This is a genomic window from Caballeronia sp. ATUFL_F1_KS4A, assembly GCF_023630905.1.
Lineage (GTDB): Bacteria > Pseudomonadota > Gammaproteobacteria > Burkholderiales > Burkholderiaceae > Caballeronia > Caballeronia zhejiangensis.
Window position 1 is genome coordinate 50,512 of sequence record NZ_JALQEB010000030.1, and the last position, 15,544, is coordinate 66,055.

The 15,544-nt window shown below is 63.1% G+C and carries 15 protein-coding genes; 5 read left to right on the forward strand and 10 right to left on the reverse strand.

From position 1 onward, the window contains the following. Nucleotides 1-128: 128 nt before the first annotated feature. The 7 genes from NCS03_RS17845 to norR all read right to left on the reverse strand — a co-directional run bounded on the left by NCS03_RS17845 (nucleotide 129) and on the right by norR (nucleotide 7,253). Nucleotides 129-944, reverse strand: a complete 816-nt coding sequence (locus NCS03_RS17845) for a c-type cytochrome (protein ID WP_250435891.1) — start codon at nucleotides 942-944, stop codon at nucleotides 129-131. Further along, the gene (locus NCS03_RS17850; protein WP_008353201.1) at nucleotides 941-2,566 is read right to left on the reverse strand and encodes a b(o/a)3-type cytochrome-c oxidase subunit 1; all 1,626 of its coding nucleotides are present in this window, start codon (nucleotides 2,564-2,566) and stop codon (nucleotides 941-943) included. The genes NCS03_RS17845 and NCS03_RS17850 overlap by 4 nt, the downstream gene beginning before the upstream one ends. Continuing rightward, nucleotides 2,556-3,122, reverse strand: coding sequence for a cupredoxin domain-containing protein (locus NCS03_RS17855; RefSeq protein WP_175979402.1), 567 nt, complete (start codon nucleotides 3,120-3,122; stop codon nucleotides 2,556-2,558). The genes NCS03_RS17850 and NCS03_RS17855 overlap by 11 nt, the downstream gene beginning before the upstream one ends. An 18-nt stretch (nucleotides 3,123-3,140) precedes the next feature. Beyond that, complete coding sequence (locus NCS03_RS17860) at nucleotides 3,141-3,311, reverse strand: hypothetical protein (RefSeq protein ID WP_033537070.1); 171 nt, start codon at nucleotides 3,309-3,311, stop codon at nucleotides 3,141-3,143. Between the two features lie 14 nt (nucleotides 3,312-3,325). Further along, on the reverse strand, nucleotides 3,326-4,543 hold the full coding sequence (locus tag NCS03_RS17865) for a c-type cytochrome (RefSeq protein ID WP_008353197.1): 1,218 nt from the start codon (nucleotides 4,541-4,543) through the stop codon (nucleotides 3,326-3,328). Nucleotides 4,544-4,601: 58 nt separating this feature from the next. Further along, the gene (locus NCS03_RS17870) at nucleotides 4,602-5,264 is read right to left on the reverse strand and encodes a c-type cytochrome (RefSeq protein WP_502801529.1); all 663 of its coding nucleotides are present in this window, start codon (nucleotides 5,262-5,264) and stop codon (nucleotides 4,602-4,604) included. A 387-nt stretch (nucleotides 5,265-5,651) separates the two neighbouring features. Continuing rightward, complete coding sequence (gene norR, locus NCS03_RS17875) at nucleotides 5,652-7,253, reverse strand: nitric oxide reductase transcriptional regulator NorR (RefSeq protein WP_250503015.1); 1,602 nt, start codon at nucleotides 7,251-7,253, stop codon at nucleotides 5,652-5,654. Nucleotides 7,254-7,377: 124 nt separating this feature from the next. Here norR and hmpA point away from each other — a divergent pair, with 124 nt between their 5' ends. The 5 genes from hmpA to NCS03_RS17900 all read left to right on the forward strand — a co-directional run bounded on the left by hmpA (nucleotide 7,378) and on the right by NCS03_RS17900 (nucleotide 11,075). Then, a complete protein-coding gene (gene hmpA / locus NCS03_RS17880; protein WP_250529505.1) occupies nucleotides 7,378-8,559 on the forward strand; it encodes an NO-inducible flavohemoprotein in 1,182 nt (393 codons plus the stop codon). 193 nt (nucleotides 8,560-8,752) lie between these two features. Further along, nucleotides 8,753-9,190: a carboxymuconolactone decarboxylase family protein gene (locus NCS03_RS17885; protein ID WP_008353193.1), complete on the forward strand. Its 438-nt coding sequence runs from the start codon at nucleotides 8,753-8,755 to the stop codon at nucleotides 9,188-9,190. A gap of 10 nt (nucleotides 9,191-9,200) precedes the next feature. Next, nucleotides 9,201-9,611 carry a cupin domain-containing protein gene (locus NCS03_RS17890; RefSeq protein WP_250440652.1) on the forward strand — a complete coding sequence of 137 codons (411 nt, stop codon included), beginning with the start codon at nucleotides 9,201-9,203 and terminating at the stop codon, nucleotides 9,609-9,611. Nucleotides 9,612-9,618: 7 nt separating this feature from the next. Further along, the gene (locus tag NCS03_RS17895; protein WP_008353189.1) at nucleotides 9,619-10,848 is read left to right on the forward strand and encodes an NnrS family protein; all 1,230 of its coding nucleotides are present in this window, start codon (nucleotides 9,619-9,621) and stop codon (nucleotides 10,846-10,848) included. A gap of 83 nt (nucleotides 10,849-10,931) precedes the next feature. Continuing rightward, nucleotides 10,932-11,075, forward strand: a complete 144-nt coding sequence (locus NCS03_RS17900) for a hypothetical protein (protein WP_167561851.1) — start codon at nucleotides 10,932-10,934, stop codon at nucleotides 11,073-11,075. Nucleotides 11,076-11,124: 49 nt separating this feature from the next. Here the strand turns inward: NCS03_RS17900 and NCS03_RS17905 are convergent, their stop codons facing one another. The 3 genes from NCS03_RS17905 to NCS03_RS17915 form a co-directional block, all read right to left on the reverse strand. After that, nucleotides 11,125-12,207, reverse strand: coding sequence for an acyltransferase family protein (locus NCS03_RS17905; RefSeq protein WP_250456811.1), 1,083 nt, complete (start codon nucleotides 12,205-12,207; stop codon nucleotides 11,125-11,127). Between the two features lie 201 nt (nucleotides 12,208-12,408). Further along, complete coding sequence (gene oxlT / locus NCS03_RS17910; RefSeq protein WP_250503019.1) at nucleotides 12,409-13,725, reverse strand: oxalate/formate MFS antiporter; 1,317 nt, start codon at nucleotides 13,723-13,725, stop codon at nucleotides 12,409-12,411. Nucleotides 13,726-14,072: 347 nt separating this feature from the next. Continuing rightward, the gene (locus NCS03_RS17915) at nucleotides 14,073-15,515 is read right to left on the reverse strand and encodes an OprD family outer membrane porin (protein ID WP_250529506.1); all 1,443 of its coding nucleotides are present in this window, start codon (nucleotides 15,513-15,515) and stop codon (nucleotides 14,073-14,075) included. Nucleotides 15,516-15,544: the final 29 nt, after the last annotated feature.

Genomic DNA, 15,544 nt, shown 5'->3' on the forward strand with positions numbered 1-15,544 from the left:
ATCGCGCATGACCGCGGGCCTATCAGTAGCTGCTTTCTTTAGTTTTAGTTACTGCAGCCCCGCACAGGGGAAGTGCCAATAGACCGACGCGTAATCGGATTTGATAGAAGCCGAAGGCAAACCAAACATCACTTCGCATTCGCCCCCGAATTCAACTCCCGCGCGTAATACATGGCAGCAGCATCGATCTCCTCGGGCGTCATGTTGCGCGCGACATTGCGCATGACCCCATCGATATCGTTGGTCCGCGTCCCATTGGCAAACGCCAGCAACTGCGATTTGGTGTAAGCCGCCGGCAAGCCATCGAGCCACGGACTCCCCGCCTTCGTATCGATGCCCCCATGACACACCGCGCAAGGAGCGATATTTCTCATCGGCGCACCGTGCGCGACGATCGGCGGCGCAAGCGCACTGCTCACCTTGCGCTGCGCCGGCGGCCGCGGCAAGTTCGCGTAATACGCAGCGAGATCGCGCATGTCCTGATCCGAAAGATTCATCGCCATCGGCGACATCACCGCGTTGTTCCGCGCGCCCTTCTGAAAATCGATCAACTGCTTGTAAATCACCGACGCATATTGCCCCGCCAGATTCGGCGAGTTGGCCTCGCTCATGCCACGCTCGCCGTGACACATCGTGCATCGTAGAGCCAGCGTCGCGCCACGTCCGATCGAATTCGCGCTCACCTTGTCGAGCAGTTGAGGCGTCATCTCCACGCTCGTCAGCTTCTCTTTCGGCTCGACCGCCGCGCCGCCCGCATACCACTCGCGCGGCACGCCCGCCGCGCTGCAGATCGCATTCCAGATGCCGGCGAACTGCGCATCGCGCTGCACCGAAGGCAGCCACACGAATCCGATCAGCGCCGATACCACCGCAACCGCGATCGTCCCCAATACGCTGACCGTGAACCAGCGATTGCGAAATGTGAAGAGGCGTTCGTCGCTCATCGCTGCGCTCCGATCGGCACCGCAGGCACCGCCGTGTCCGAACGCGCCAGCAACTGCGCAATCGGATAGCCGTAGTTGACGAGCGTAAGCCCGATCATCAGCACGAGCCACAGCGCAAAGCTGTTCAACGCCACCGGAAGCGTGCGCGGCTCATGCACCGCGCGGCTGAAGCGGAACGCCTCGGGCTGCACCAGCGGCGCGCGATGTCCCCTTATGAGCACGATGAAAAACAGCACCGCCGACACAACCAGAATCAGCCCGCCGACAACCGATATCACGACGGACAGCGCCTGCGCCGCAAGCGCCGGATCGTTGTAGTCGTAGAACGCCATGCGTCGCGGCATGCCAAGAATGCCGACGAAATGCCACGGAAAAGTCAGCACGATCATGCCGATGAACCACAGCCACAATTGCCAGCGCATCAGCTTCACGCTCTGCAATGCGCGGCCCGTCAGATGCGGCCACAGATCGTAGGCGATCACGAAGTACATGATGACGATCGCGCCGCCGAAGATCAGATGGAAATGCCCCGTCACCCATTGCGTGTTGTGCACGGTCGAATCGAGCTGATAGCTCATGTTGATGAGCCCGCCCGCGCCGCCGAAACCGAGCATCACGAACGAGAACGCGAGCGCAAGCATCATCGGGTTGTCCCACGGCAACGCCTTGATCCAGCCGAGCGGACCGCGTCCGCCGCGCAGCCGCGCCGCAATCTCCACCGACGCGCAGATCGTGAACACGGTCAGCAACGTCGGCACGGCGACGAGCGTCGTAAAGACCGAATGCATGAACTTGAAGCCCGAGCCGACTTGCGGATCGGCGAACAAGTGATGAATGCCGATGGGCATCGACACGACGAGGAACAGGATGAACGAGATGCGTGCCATCGCATCGCTGTAGAGACGGCCGCCGATCGCGCGCGGAATGATCGTGTAATACGCGATATACGCCGGCATCAGCCAGAAGTAGACGATCGCGTGCAGCGTCCACGAGAAGAACACGCGCGCGAGTCCCGCGTCGATGGTCGTCTTCCAGCCGATCGCGACAGGCAGAATCATGAACAGCACTTCGATGGCCGCGCCCACCGCCGTCCAACCCCACAGATACGCGCCCGCGACGGTCGCGAACATCGCGAGCGGGATCGGCTTGCCGCGATTCTCGCGCTTCCACGACGCGAGATTCACCGACATCAGCGCCACCCAGACCCACGATCCGACCACGACGAACACGACGCCGACGTAATAGAACACGTTGCCGATCATCGGCGGATAAAAGGTATAGAGCACGGATGCGAGACCCATCGCGACGGGCACAGTAGCCGTCACCGCGCCGATCGCGACGAGCCAGAAGCCGAGCCACGCGAAGCGCAAACCCACGAGCGGGCGCTTCAACGCAAGCTCGCTGACCGCATAGCCGAAGCCCATCGCGATGAGCGTCGGGAACGCGTAGCCCATCACCGTGCCGTGCTCCGTCACCGAGCGATAGTAAAGCTCCGGATTCTGCAGCCACGGATGCAGCGGACTGCGCACGAGCATCTGCCATGCGCCGAGCAGCAGCGCGACACCGAAGGCGATGAACGCCAGCCAGAAATGCGCGAGGACGAGGCGCTTGCTATTGAACACAGGACACTCTCCGCGAATTGGCCGGCATCTTGTCGGCCATCTGCATGAATTCGGCGCGATCCACCACCTTCACATGCGCCCACATGTTCTGATGCCCGGTGCCGCAATACTCGTGACAAGGCATCAGATGGTCGCCCGGCTTGTCGAAGGTCGTCTTGAAGGTCGAGACATAGCCCGGCTCCAGCATCGAATTGATGTTCGTGTCGGTGATCAGAAAGCCGTGCACGACATCCGAACTCGTCGCGCGGAACGTGACCGGCACGCCCGCCGGCACGACAAGACATTGCGGCGTGAACGAATACTGCTGCGCGACGATACGCACCGTCACGGAGCCGTCCGCCTCGGGCGCGCTGCCGAGATTGCTTTCGATGAATTCGCCCGATACGTGCAGCGTTTCCGGGCGGACCGTCTCGACGCGCGAGGGCGGCATCATCGCCCAGTGCACGCCGGTGTAGACGACCATGCCGACCAGCACGACGACGATCGCGAGCACGAGAATCGCCCAGCGCCGTTCGACCCGTTCGGCGACATCGTGCGAGCTTGGATGGATGGCCATATGCGACGCCTTAATGAATCACTGGATCACGCCGCGCGGCAGGAACACGGCGAAGTAAAAGATGAACCAGATGCCGATCACGATCGCGGTCGAGATGCCCGCGAGCGCGATCGCGCCCGACGGGCCGCGCTTCACGATCTCGTCGAGTTGCGCGTCTTCCTTCGCGAGTTCATTCGGGTCTTCGGTCATGGTGTCGTCGATGCTCAATAAAGTGGCGCCGAACGCAGCTCGTTCACTTCCTTCACGGAAACCGGCGTGCCGTGGTTGCCCCACGCGGTGCGGATATACGTGACGACCGCCGCGACCTCGACATCCGAGAGCGACTGCGCGAACGGCGGCATGCCGTAAGGCTTCGGGTTCTTGAACGTGCCCGGCGGATAGCCGCCGTTCAGCACCATGCGGATCGGATTCACCGACGAGTTCATCACGATCGATTGATTGTTCGCGAGCGGCGGGAAATCGGGCGGCTTGCCCTGGCCTTGCGTCGCGTGACATTCGGCGCAGTGCTGGTCGTAGACCTTCTTGCCGAGCGGCGCGAGATCCGAGCGCGCCTCGACGGCCGCCTGGCTCGGCGGCGCGGGCTTGTCGCCGGAACGCGCGGGCAGCGCCTTCAGATAGACGGCCATCGCGCGCACGTCTTCCTCGCTCAGATATTGCAGACTGTCGTAGACAACTTCGGCCATCGGTCCATACACCGCACCGCGATTCGACACGCCCGCATGCAGCAGGCCGACGATGTCCTCCATGCTCCAGTCGCCGAGACCCGCTTCCTTGTTCGACGTGAGCGACGGCGCGTACCAGTTCTGGATCGGGATCAGCCCGCCTTCGAACGCCTTCGACTTCACATTGCCGCCGAGCGCGTTGATCGCGGTGTGGCACATCGAGCAATGACCGAGCCCTTCGACGAGATATGCGCCGCGGTTCCATTCCGCGGATTGCGTCGCGTCCGGCTGATACTCGCCCTCGCGAAAGAAGAGCGAACGCCAGCCGTACAGCAGCTCGCGTCGGTTGAACGGAAAACGCAATTCGTGCGGCCGGTTGGGCTGATGCACCGGCGGCGTGGACATCAGGAATGCATAGATTGCGTCGGAGTCGGCGCGCGTGACTTTTGTATAGGACGTATAGGGCATCGCGGGATAAAGCAGCGAGCCGTCGCGTGACTTGCCCGAGTGCATCATCGTGTAGAACTCGCCGGCGCTCCAGCTGCCGATGCCCGTCTCCTTGTCCGACGAGATGTTGGGCGTGAAGAGCGTGCCGAAGGGCGTGTCCATCGGACGGCCGCCGCCGAACGTCTTGCCCGCCGGCAGCGTATGGCACGCGATGCAATCGCCCGCGCGCGCGAGATATTCGCCGCGCTTGACGGTCGCGGCGTCGGCGCTCTGCGCGATGGCATGTTCGATCGGCGCGGCGCACGCCGCCATGAAGACCGCGACGGTCAGCGCTCGGAATGGGCGAAAACGGAGCACGTCGGGTCCTCGCTTAGTTGTGGACGCTGCCGCACGCGAGCGGCATCTTGAGCGAACCGGCGGCGACCGGCACCGGATCGGCCGGCGCGGGCAGCGTCGCGAGGTAGGCCGCGATCGCGGTGATGTCGCGGTCGGAGAGCAGTTTCGCGACCTGCCCCATGCAATCCGGCGCGACCGTCGAGCGCGTGCCGTATCGCCATGCGCCGAGTTGCGCGCTGATGTAGTCGGCATGCAGGCCGAGCAGACCGGGAATCGCCGGCTCCATGCCGGTCATCGACGCGCCGTGGCAGCTCACGCAGGCGGGCACGTTGCGCGTAGCGTTGCCCTTCGTGACGAGCGTCTTGCCGAGCTCGAGCGTCTTCGAATCGACGGTGACGGGCGACGGCGGCGGAAACGGCGGATGTTCGCTCGCGAAGTATTCCGCGATCTGATTCAAATACGCGTCGGGAAGATACGCGAGCAGGTAATTCATCGGCGGATACTTGCGCCGGCCGTCGCGAAAAGCGAGCAGTTGGTTGTACAGATAGCCGGCGGGCTTGCCGGACAGACGCGGGAAGTAGTCGTTGTCGGTGCCCTGGCCCTGCGAGCCGTGGCATGTGGCGCATCCCATCACGCGGGCCTGCATCGTGTCGGGCGCGCGCTCCAGCGGCGCGTTGTCGGCCGCGAACGCTCCGATGCTGAAAAACGCGAAGAGCGCGGACCAAAAGAATGTGCCGAGCTTTGCCACGTTTCGCACGTAACCCCCGTTGTCGATTTGCCGTGTTCGATGTGCCGGGCGCGTGCTGCTCGTCCGGCTCGGTTCTTCAAGGCGCTGCAATGTTCTTGCTGCAGATGGGTTGCGCTAGGCTTTTCTGATCTTAGAAGAGATCGCCCGTTTTTCCCAACTCAGAGATTGTCTCAATCTGTCACATCGATGCGCGTGACAAATCCAAGTGTTTTTTGCGTTCGAACAATGAACCGCATCTTTTTGAGACGAGCAACGACGTCGACCCGATCTGCTAAGGACTGTAGATAGTCGCTTTGCGCGGCCATGTCCATCATTTCGAGATGAACGAGGTGTTGCTCATTTGAGCCCGAGGCGCTTGGCGAGGCGATTGAGATTCGCGCGATCCAGACCGAGCTCGCGCGCCGCCGACGCCCAGTTCTGGTTGTGACGCTTCAACGCGTCGAGGATGAGCGTGCGTTCGTAGGCCGTCACGGCGTCGCGGAAGTCGGCGCCCGGCGCGGGCAGCGGCGCGGCTTCGACGCGCGTCGCGGCATCGGCGGCCAGTGCGGTGTCGCCGGCGAGCGTGAGGTCGGCGGCGGTGAGCGTGAGGATGCGCGGACGTTCGCGATGCGCCGCGAGCGCCTTCAATGCGCTGCGTCCGATCAGATGCTCCAGTTCGCGCACGTTGCCGGGCCAGCGATACGCGAGCAGCGCGGCTTGCGCATCGGCGGAAAGACGCAGGCTCAGGAGGCCGAGGCGCGAGCGGTTCTCTTCGAGAAAGTAGCCGGCGAGCAGCAAGACGTCGCGTCCGCGTTCGCGCAACGGCGGCACGACGAGCGGATACACCGACAGCCGATGATAGAAGTCCGCGCGAAAGCGCCCTTCACGCACTTCCTCGGCGAGATCGCGATTGGTGGCGGCAATGAGCCGCACGTCGACCTTGTGCTCGCTGTCCGAGCCGATCCGCTGCAACTGGCCGTTCTGAAGCACGCGCAGCAGCTTGGCCTGCACGGGCAGCGGCAGCTCGCCGACTTCATCGAGAAAGAGCGTGCCGCCATCGGCGAGTTCGAACTTCCCGCGCCGGTCCGACGACGCGCCCGAAAACGCACCGCGCACATGCCCGAAGAGCTCGCTTTCGACGAGCGTATCGGGCAGCGCCGCGCAATTCAGGCTGACGAGCGGTTTGTCGGCGCGCGGCGAAAGCGCGTGAATCTCGCTCGCGACGAGCTCCTTGCCGACGCCCGTCTCGCCGGTGATGAGCACGGTCAGATCGCTCGACGCGACGATCGCAATCTCTTCCTGCAAGCGGTTATGCGGCTCGCTGCTGCCGATCATTTCGCGCCTTCGCGGTCCGCTCGCCTGCCGATACACCTCCGCACGCTGACGCTCGGCCTCGCTCGATTTCGCGAGCGCATCGATGCGTTCGGCGACGCTCACGGTCGCCGCCGCGAGACTCAAGAACGCCTGCAGCGAAGCCATGTCGATGCCGTCGAAGCGCGCGGGATCGAGCGCGTCGAGCGTCAGCAAGCCCCACGCGCGCCCGTTGATGACGAGCGGGCAGCCGAGACAATCGTGCACCTCCAGATCGCCGCTCACGCCCTTGACCAGTCCGTCGTAGGGATCGGGCAAGTCCGAGCCGGCGGCGAAGCGCGTCGGTTCAGCGCGCGCGAGAATGCGTGCGAACCGCGGGTGGTCGCTCACGCGAAAGCGCCGGCCGAGCGTATCGCCCGAAAGACCGTCGATGGCGAGCGGCACGAGCGTATCGCCGTCGAGCCGCAACAGCGCGGACGCATCGCTCGGAAACAGCGCGCGCGATGTGTGCAGCAAACGGCGGTAGCGCTCGGTGTCGGGCATCTCGCTCGACAGGTCCTCGATAAGCGGAACGAGCGCATCGAGCAGCACGCGTGAAGTCATTGCGACTACGTCAGCAGTCCTTTTGACTAGAGTCGAATCGACCATGTTTGATAATAAATGATTGATTTATCGACGATTCTACTCTGGCACGGATCGTGTATAGATTCTGCCGAAGAATTCAGACGCGAAAGCGCCCCGCTTTCGCCTTTATCACACGAGGAAACGAACAATGCTGTCAGCAGAACACCGTGCCATCGTCAAAGCGACCGTTCCCCTTCTGGAAAGCGGCGGCGAAGCCCTCACCACGCACTTCTATAACAAGATGCTCAGCGAGTATCCCGAGGTCCGCCCGATGTTCAACCAGGCGCACCAGGCAAGCGGCGCGCAACCACGCGCGCTCGCCAACGGCGTGCTGATGTACGCACGGCACATCGACGAACTCGAGAAGCTCGACGGGCTCGTCGGCCAGATCATCAACAAGCACGTCGCGCTGGACATCCAGCCGGAACATTATCCGATCGTCGGACGCTGCCTGCTCGCGTCGATCCGTGAGGTGCTCGGCGCGGAAATCGCCACCGACGCCGTCATCGAGGCGTGGGCCGCCGCCTACGGGCAACTTGCGGATCTGCTGATCGGACTCGAGGAAGGCATCTACAGCGAGCGCGAAAACGCGCCGGGCGGCTGGCGCGGCACGCGGCGTTTCGTCGTCGCGCGCAAGGAGAAGGAAAGCGACGAGATCACGTCCTTCTATCTCGTGCCGGAAGACGGCGGCGCGCTGCTCGACTTCCATCCGGGTCAGTACATCGGCTTGCGCCTGTTCATCGACGGCGAGGAACTGCGCCGCAACTACTCGCTCTCGGCCGCACCGAACGGCCGCGAATATCGCATCAGCGTGAAGCGTGAGGCGAATGGCAAGGTGTCGAATTTCCTGCATGAACACGTCGGCGAAAACAGCGTGCTCGATCTCTATCCGCCCGCAGGCGACTTCAAGCTCGAACACAACGACAAGCCGCTCGTGCTCATCAGCGGCGGGGTCGGCATCACGCCGACGCTCGCGATGCTGCAAGCCGCGCTCAAAACGCAACGCCCGGTGCACTTCATCCACTCGGCGCGGCACGGCGGCGTGCACGCGTTCCGTGCGGCGATCGAGGAACTGGCGGCGCGCCATCCGCAACTGAAGCGCTTCTACTGCTACGAGCACAAGCGCGATGGCGATCTCGAAGCGCACGGCATCGGCTTTGTCGACGAAAAGCTGCTCGATACGTGGCTGCCGAAGAACCGCGATGTCGATGCCTACTTCCTCGGGCCGAAGGCGTTCATGAAGGCGGTGAAAAAGCATCTGAAGGCGCTCGGCGTGCCCGAAGCGCAGAGCCGCTACGAGTTCTTCGGCCCGGCCGCCGCGCTCGACTGATTCCGTGCGTGGTGCGGCCCTCTCGACCCGCGGCGCATTTGGCCGCGGGGTTTTTTTGCGCGTTCCAGCCTTTGCAAGTGGTTACCTCGATTTTGTAGAAACCGGCCATTTCAAAAGGCCGGCCAGACGCCTAATCTGCTCTTGCCGCGTCGATCTGGCGCACTTTCAGAACCCAGGCAAAGAGGATACGCAAATGGAACCCCGTCTCGACTTCTACAAAGCCAATCCCGCAGCAATCAAGGCGCTGGTCGGCGTCGAGGAGCGCATCGCGAAGTCCGCGCTCGAGAAATCGCTGACCGAACTGGTACGGCTGCGCGCATCGCAGATCAACGGCTGCGCGTTTTGCGTCGACATGCATACGACCGATGCGCGCAAGGGCGGCGAAACTGATCGGCGGCTGGCGACGGTCGTTGTCTGGCGCGAGACGCCGTTCTTCACCGATCGCGAACGCGCCGCGCTCGAATGGACCGAGGCGTTGACGCTGGTGTCGCAAGACCACGTACCCGATGCCGTGTGGGAAGCCGTGAAGCCCCATTTCAGCGACGATGAAATTGTCGACCTGACGCTGCTCGTTTCCGCGATCAATAGCTGGAACCGTTTCGCGATCGCTTTCCGCAAGCTGCCGGCGTGAGGGCATCGACATGAGAAAGCGCGAAATTCTCGTGCTGGCGGCCGCGCTGACGATCGGTGCAGCGAGCGCCGGCGCGCACGACGCGGCGGGCGCGGAACTCGTCACGCCGATGATCAAGCAGGCCGTGCCGGAAGTGGCCGGCAAGAACGTGCTGATGGCGACCGTCTCGTACAAGCCGGGACAGTCGTCGGAGGCGCACATGCATCCGGGGTCGATCTTCGCTTACGTGCTGGAGGGCCGCGTGACTTCGCAGCTCGAAGGCGGAAGCGCGAAGACGTATGGCCCCGGCGAATCGTGGTACGAACCGCCGGGCGCGCATCACATCGTGTCGAAGAATGCGAGCGCGACGAAGCCGGCAAAGCTGCTCGTGTTCGCGATCGTCGGCGATGGCGATCCGGTCAAGCAGCCGATCCCGCATTGAGGACAACATGAAGATCGCAGAACCCGACACCGTTTTCATCGCGACGCCGCAGAAGCGTTCGCCGGAGCATCGGCCGCGTTTCGCGCTGTTCGATCTCGGCTTCCGGCCGTTCTACCTGTGCGGCGCGGCGTTCGGCGCGCTCTCGGTGACGGTGTGGCTACTGGTGCTGTCGGGCGTGCCGCTCTTCGGCGGCTATCTGCTGCGCGCGGATCCGGTCGCTTGGCACGCGCACGAGATGGTGTTCGGGTTCGCGGCGGCGATCGTCGCCGGCTTTCTGCTGACGGCCGTGCGCGCGTGGACCGGACGCGACACGGCCAAGGGCGCGACACTCGCATCGCTCGTGCTGCTGTGGCTCGCCGGGCGCGTGCTCGTGTGGAGCGGCCCGGCGCTGCCGGCGGCGATCGTCGATAGCGCGTTCCTGCCGGTCGCCGCGATTCTGCTGCTGCGGGTGCTCGTCGAGGCGGGCAACCGGCGCAACTACTTCATCGCGGTCGTTGTGTTCGCGTTCGGCGCGCTGAACGCCGCGTTCCACGCGTTCGCGATCGACGCGCGCCCCGATCTCGCGATGCGCGCGGTGTGTGCGTCGGCGGGCATCGTCGTGTTGCTCGTCGGCGTGATCGGCGGACGCGTGATCCCGATGTTCACCGCCAATGCAATGCCCGGTTTCATCGCACGGCGCTGGCGCTTCGTCGAGTTGATGGCCGCGCCGCTCACGATCGCGGCGTTTGTCGCGGACGCCTTCGCGCTCGATGGCGCGATCGTCGCGCCGATCGCCTTGCTGGCCTGCGGCGTGCATCTCGCGCGGATGATCGGCTGGCGCTCGTACGCGGTGCGCGGCCGGCCGATTCTCGCGATCCTGCATCTCGCTTATGCGTGGCTGCCGCTCGGCTTCGCACTGCTCGCGCTGTCGGCGCTCGGATGGACACGCGTGCCGCACAGTCTCGCGATGCATGCGTTCGCGGCTGGCGCGATCGGCGGCGCGATCATCGCGATGATCACGCGCACCGCGCGCGGGCATACCGGACGGCCGCTCGTCGCGGACACGCGCGATGTCGCGTGCTACGCGCTCGTGATGTCAGCGGGCGCACTGCGCGTGCTCGGGCCGCTCGTCGCGCCTTCGTGGCATTCGACGTGGGTCTTTGCGGCTGGGTCGTGCTGGGTTCTTGCGTTCGGGCTCTACGTCGCCGCTTATGCCGCGCCGCTCTTCAAGCCGCGTGCGGATGGCAAGCCAGGTTGAGACGGCGACGGATTTTGACATCGGGAAGCGAGGGTTCCGCGAGAATCGCGTCCGGCTTTCCCGATTCCGATTCCGATCCCGCCATGAAGCACCTTCGTTCTCTTTGCGCCGCGGCGACGCTCATCGCCGCTTTGCTCGCCCTGTCCGGCTGCGGCCTCTTCGGATGCAGCGGCTTTGCCACCAACGGCGGCGGCTTCGGCGGCTGCAGCGTCGGCACGCGGTTCTGATTCGATGGCGCGAGGCGGGCGACAAGCCGGGTCGCAAGGATCATCGTCATCACAGCGCAACGCCGCCCGCGGCCTTCGCCTTTTTGGCGCCCGAATACCTCGCCTTCAATCCGAGCGCCTGCTTCTCGATCAAATACCAAGAGAGCGCGCCCGCGAGCCAGGAACCGGGCAGCGCGATCAGCATCATCTGTAGCGCGGAGCCGTCCGGATAGAAGTGATTCACGACCTGCTGAATCGGCCAGCCATAGAGATAGATCCCGTACGAATAGTCTTCGATGGGTCCGAGATTGAGCTTTGGCGCGAAGGCGATCATGAACACGCCATAGGCAATCACCGCGCCGCAGGCAATCTCGAACGCCGGCTGACGGTAGGAAAGCACCGCCGCAAGCAGCAGCGCGAAGAGACCCTGGCGGTTCAGCGGGATGAAATCCCGGTTGACGTAGAGAAAGACACCAGCGGCGAAAAACACGGCAACGCGAAGGTTGGACGGATCGCCCGTGATGAACGGCATGTACGTCGGCGCGAAGAGTCCGATCGCGACCAGGGCGGCGATGCAGAGGTTAGCGACCCATCGACTGCGAAGCGCGCCGAGCGCGCCGAACACCAGTACCAGGACGTAAAGCCGGACCTCGACCCAGATGCTCCACAGCGTTCCGTTCACGGCGTTCCGCGCGTGATTGTCCGCGAAGACGCCGGGCAAGCGCTCGGCATACTCATACAGAGAGGCGTTGCGCCAGACAAAGCCGTACGTCTCGGGTGACTCGAAGTAGATTCCGCGCGAAAGCGTCGTCAACGACGGACCGAGCACGAAGGCGAGCAGCGCCATGCAAACGACCAGCGCCGGGAACAGACGCAGGGCGCGCGAGATGACGAAGTCTTTCACGCTGTGCCGACGATCGAAGCTGAACGTGATGAGAAATCCGCTGATGACGAAAAAGATATGCAGACCGAGATCGCCCGAATATCGGTAATGCAGGATCGACGTCGTGAAATCTCTGAGACCGTTGGTCGTGGCGGCAAGCGCGAACGAATGCCCATAGACAACGAGCGAAGCGGCGATAAGACGCAACAGCAGGAAATTATTACTGTCCTCTCGGCCGTTCTTATTAAAAGCTTGTCCCAGCGTTCTCATGAATGCCGCCTATTTGGAAGGCGGAATTGTAACGCGGTGTGACACAAATTAATAAGTTGCCGAAGCGGCGGCCCGTTTGACCCGCTCCCTTCTCCGCGCGGCTTCAGCCGAAGACGCGCGGAGAGAACCTTCACACGAGCACTGCCCGGCCACGAACCGGCACAAGGACGTTCGCGGACGACAGTGAAAACCAGGCTAATTTCAGGAAGATATCTGGTTCGTTTTGGTTAGCCCTTGTTGCATGAGACTTTGCTGGTTCTGCGAATGCGCATTGCGCATTGGCTTCAGCACGAAAAGCGCGAGCAGCGCCGATATCGCCGCCATCCCCGCCGCAAGCATGAACACGGCGTGCCAGCTGCCGGTCATCGTCGTGATGACGCTCGAGAACGGCACCAGCAACGCCGCCGTGCCCTTCGCCGTGTACAGCAGGCCCGCGTTCGTCGCCGCGAACTTCGGACCGAAGGTATCGCCGCACGTCGCCGGGAAGAGACTGTAGATTTCGCCCCACGCGAAGAACACGATGCCCGTCAGCACGACAAACGCGATCGGGCTATGCCCGTACTTCGACAACGCGACGATGCCCACCGCCTCGATCGCGAACGCGACGAACATCGTGTTTTCCCGTCCGATGCGATCCGAGACCCAACCGAAGAACGGCCGCGTCAGACCGTTGAGCACGCGGTCGATCGTGAGCGCGAAGGTCAGCGCGGGCAAGGTCAAGCCGAGTATCGACACGGGCGAATCGTGCAAGCCGAAGTCCTTCGCGATCGGACCGAGCTGCGCGGTCGCCATCAGGCCGCCGGCGGCCATCATCACGAACATCAGATACATGACCCAGAAGATCGGCGACTGCAGCACCTGCTTCGGACTCGCGTTGTAGACCGCGGCCTTGACCGTGCTCTTCACCGTCGCGAGCAACTGCGCGGGCGGCGCATAGAGCGCCATGCCGAGCAGGAAGACCACGAGGCCCTGGCCGAGACCGAACCACAGGAACGTCGCTTCATAGCCGCTCGATTTGATCATGTGCGCGATCGGCACGACGGTCGCGGCGGAACCCATCCCGAAGCCTGCCGCCGTGATGCCCGCAGCAAGTCCGCGCCGCGTCGGGAACCACTTGAGCGCGTTGCCGACGCACGTGCCGTACACCGCGCCCGCACCCACGCCACCGACCGCCGCGGCGAAGTACAGAAGCGGCAGCGACGACGCCACCGAGTTGATCGCCCACGCGATCGCGCATAGCAGCCCGCCACCGACCACCACCGGCCTTGGACCGTACTTGTCGACGAGATAACCCTCGATAGGCACGAGCCATGTCTCCGTCACGACGAAGATCGTAAACGCCACCTGAATGGCCGCGCGGCCCCAGTGGTACTTCTCGTCGATCGGATTGACGAAGAGCGTCCAGCCGTACTGCATGTTCGCGATCATCGCCATGCAAATCACGCCGAAAACCAACTGCACCCACGGCGACGCGAGGCGCGACGCCTTGTCATCGCGGCCCATCTGGTTCATTCCCATGCCTGTCTCCTTGGCAAATATGCCTTGTGTATGCGGACGTCGAACGACGCCTCCCGCGACGCCCATTCATGCTGCGCGCATATACACAGTATGTGATATATCAAGTAAGTCAAGCGAAAGAAATGGCGGGGTTTTCACTTAGAGGATGAAACGGTGTAAGCGCATGAAAGCTGCAGTGAGCGCGGATCGTACAGACGAAAAAAAGCCCGGCAGAGGGAGACCTGCCGGGCGATGAGCGTGGGCGAGACATGGCAATCCGCAGCACGCCCTCTCTTTATAAATGAAAGTTAAACGTAATGTAAACGGGTATTTTTGTAGGGTTTACGCTGCGGTGTTTTTAGGCGTTTTCAGAACACGTTCACAGGGACATTGACCATCAGCCGGTAGACGTCGCTCGTGCCGTCCGGATAGTACGCGCTATTGCTGTGATGATGCATGTAGTAGAACTTGATCGACGTGTTCTTGAACTTGCCGTCGGGAATCGTGTAGCTCGGGATCACGCCGATTTCGTAGTGCGTACCGCTGATCGGCTTGCCGTTCACCAGATAGTTAGCCGCCTGAGCGCTGTCGCCGTTAGCCATCGCGCTGCCATCCGCGCCCCAGCCGTAAGCACCCCACAACGCGAACTTCGCGCCGGGCAGGCCGTATTCCTTGAGGTTGAGCGAATACGACAGGCTCACCGATTTTTCATGCGGCTGGTTGTAGTCGACATCGAGCGAATTCGACAGATAATCGCCCGCAGATTGCCCCATGTAGTCGAACGTCTGATCGCTCACGATCTGCTGGAACGCGAACTGCACCGTATGCGCGCCGTGCGTGCCGGCGAGCGCGAGCGAATACGCGTTATTGTTGATCGACCCTTGACGCTTGTCGCCGATCGCGCCGGTGTAGTAGTAGTTCAACGAACCCGTCCAGCGGATGCTCTTCGGATCGCCGATGCTCTGCGTCGCCGTCAGGTAGTACTGCTGCCATACGTTGTTCGCGACGCTGCCGTAGAGCGAGACGGCCGTATCGTCACCGTGTGTCCAGTCGCCGCCGAAGTACGTGAACTGCGAGACGTGCGTGCCGCCGTATTCCGTCGTGAGGCCGGTGACGGTCGTCATGCCGCGCGCGATCACGCCATCGACCGTGCCGGCCTTGAGCGTCAGGTTCTTGATCTCGTCGCTGGCAAGCGAGAAGCCGCGATACGTCGGCGGCAACGCGCGGTTGTCGTGCGGCACGAGGAACGGGTTATCGAAGAGTTGCTGACCGTATTTAAGCACCGTGTTCGACACGCGCGCCTTCACGTCCCACACGCCCGGATACGCCCACGCGAGCTGGTTCGCGCCGCTCGGGTCGCCGCTCGAGGAAACGTGCACGCGATTGCCCGCGCCCTGCCCGCCGTTCAGCTTGAACGCACCGAAGAGCGACACGTCCGCACCCACGCCGATCAGCCCTTTCGTATAGCCCGACTCGAACACGGCCTGCGCACCGAGGACCCACGCGTCCTTCTTGCCTGCGCCCTTGAATTCGTCATGCTCTGTGAAGGACCGCATCAACAGATTCAAGTGCGACTCCTCGATGAATCCCTTCGATTTCGCCTGATTGCTGACGGGCGCATCGGCTTCCGTGTTGGGCGGCGAATCCGGTGCCAGCGCCTTTTGACGCGTGAGCAGATCATCGTCGGCGGATGGCTGCTGCGCCTGCGCGGTCTGCGTCGGCGCCTGTTGCGCATGTGCCGGAACGGCTGCGGCGATATAAGCGCCGAAAAGCAAAATGGACAATGCCGCTGACGTTTTTTGTTTTTTCATGAAAAGTATCTCCACTGACTCGACCCGCG

Coding starts and splice junctions, on each gene's coding strand:
- NCS03_RS17885 (WP_008353193.1), top strand. CDS start 8,753: ATGGAACCCCGTCTCGACTTCTACAAAGCCAATCCCGCAGCAATCAAG.
- NCS03_RS17860 (WP_033537070.1), bottom strand. CDS start 3,311: ATGACCGAAGACCCGAATGAACTCGCGAAGGAAGACGCGCAACTCGAC.
- norR (WP_250503015.1), bottom strand. CDS start 7,253: ATGGTCGATTCGACTCTAGTCAAAAGGACTGCTGACGTAGTCGCAATG.
- NCS03_RS17905 (WP_250456811.1), bottom strand. CDS start 12,207: ATGAGAACGCTGGGACAAGCTTTTAATAAGAACGGCCGAGAGGACAGT.
- NCS03_RS17865 (WP_008353197.1), bottom strand. CDS start 4,543: ATGGCGGCGTGCGCCGCGCCGATCGAACATGCCATCGCGCAGAGCGCC.
- oxlT (WP_250503019.1), bottom strand. CDS start 13,725: ATGGGAATGAACCAGATGGGCCGCGATGACAAGGCGTCGCGCCTCGCG.
- NCS03_RS17900 (WP_167561851.1), top strand. CDS start 10,932: ATGAAGCACCTTCGTTCTCTTTGCGCCGCGGCGACGCTCATCGCCGCT.
- NCS03_RS17845 (WP_250435891.1), bottom strand. CDS start 944: ATGAGCGACGAACGCCTCTTCACATTTCGCAATCGCTGGTTCACGGTC.
- hmpA (WP_250529505.1), top strand. CDS start 7,378: ATGCTGTCAGCAGAACACCGTGCCATCGTCAAAGCGACCGTTCCCCTT.
- NCS03_RS17855 (WP_175979402.1), bottom strand. CDS start 3,122: ATGGCCATCCATCCAAGCTCGCACGATGTCGCCGAACGGGTCGAACGG.
- NCS03_RS17895 (WP_008353189.1), top strand. CDS start 9,619: ATGAAGATCGCAGAACCCGACACCGTTTTCATCGCGACGCCGCAGAAG.
- NCS03_RS17890 (WP_250440652.1), top strand. CDS start 9,201: ATGAGAAAGCGCGAAATTCTCGTGCTGGCGGCCGCGCTGACGATCGGT.
- NCS03_RS17915 (WP_250529506.1), bottom strand. CDS start 15,515: ATGAAAAAACAAAAAACGTCAGCGGCATTGTCCATTTTGCTTTTCGGC.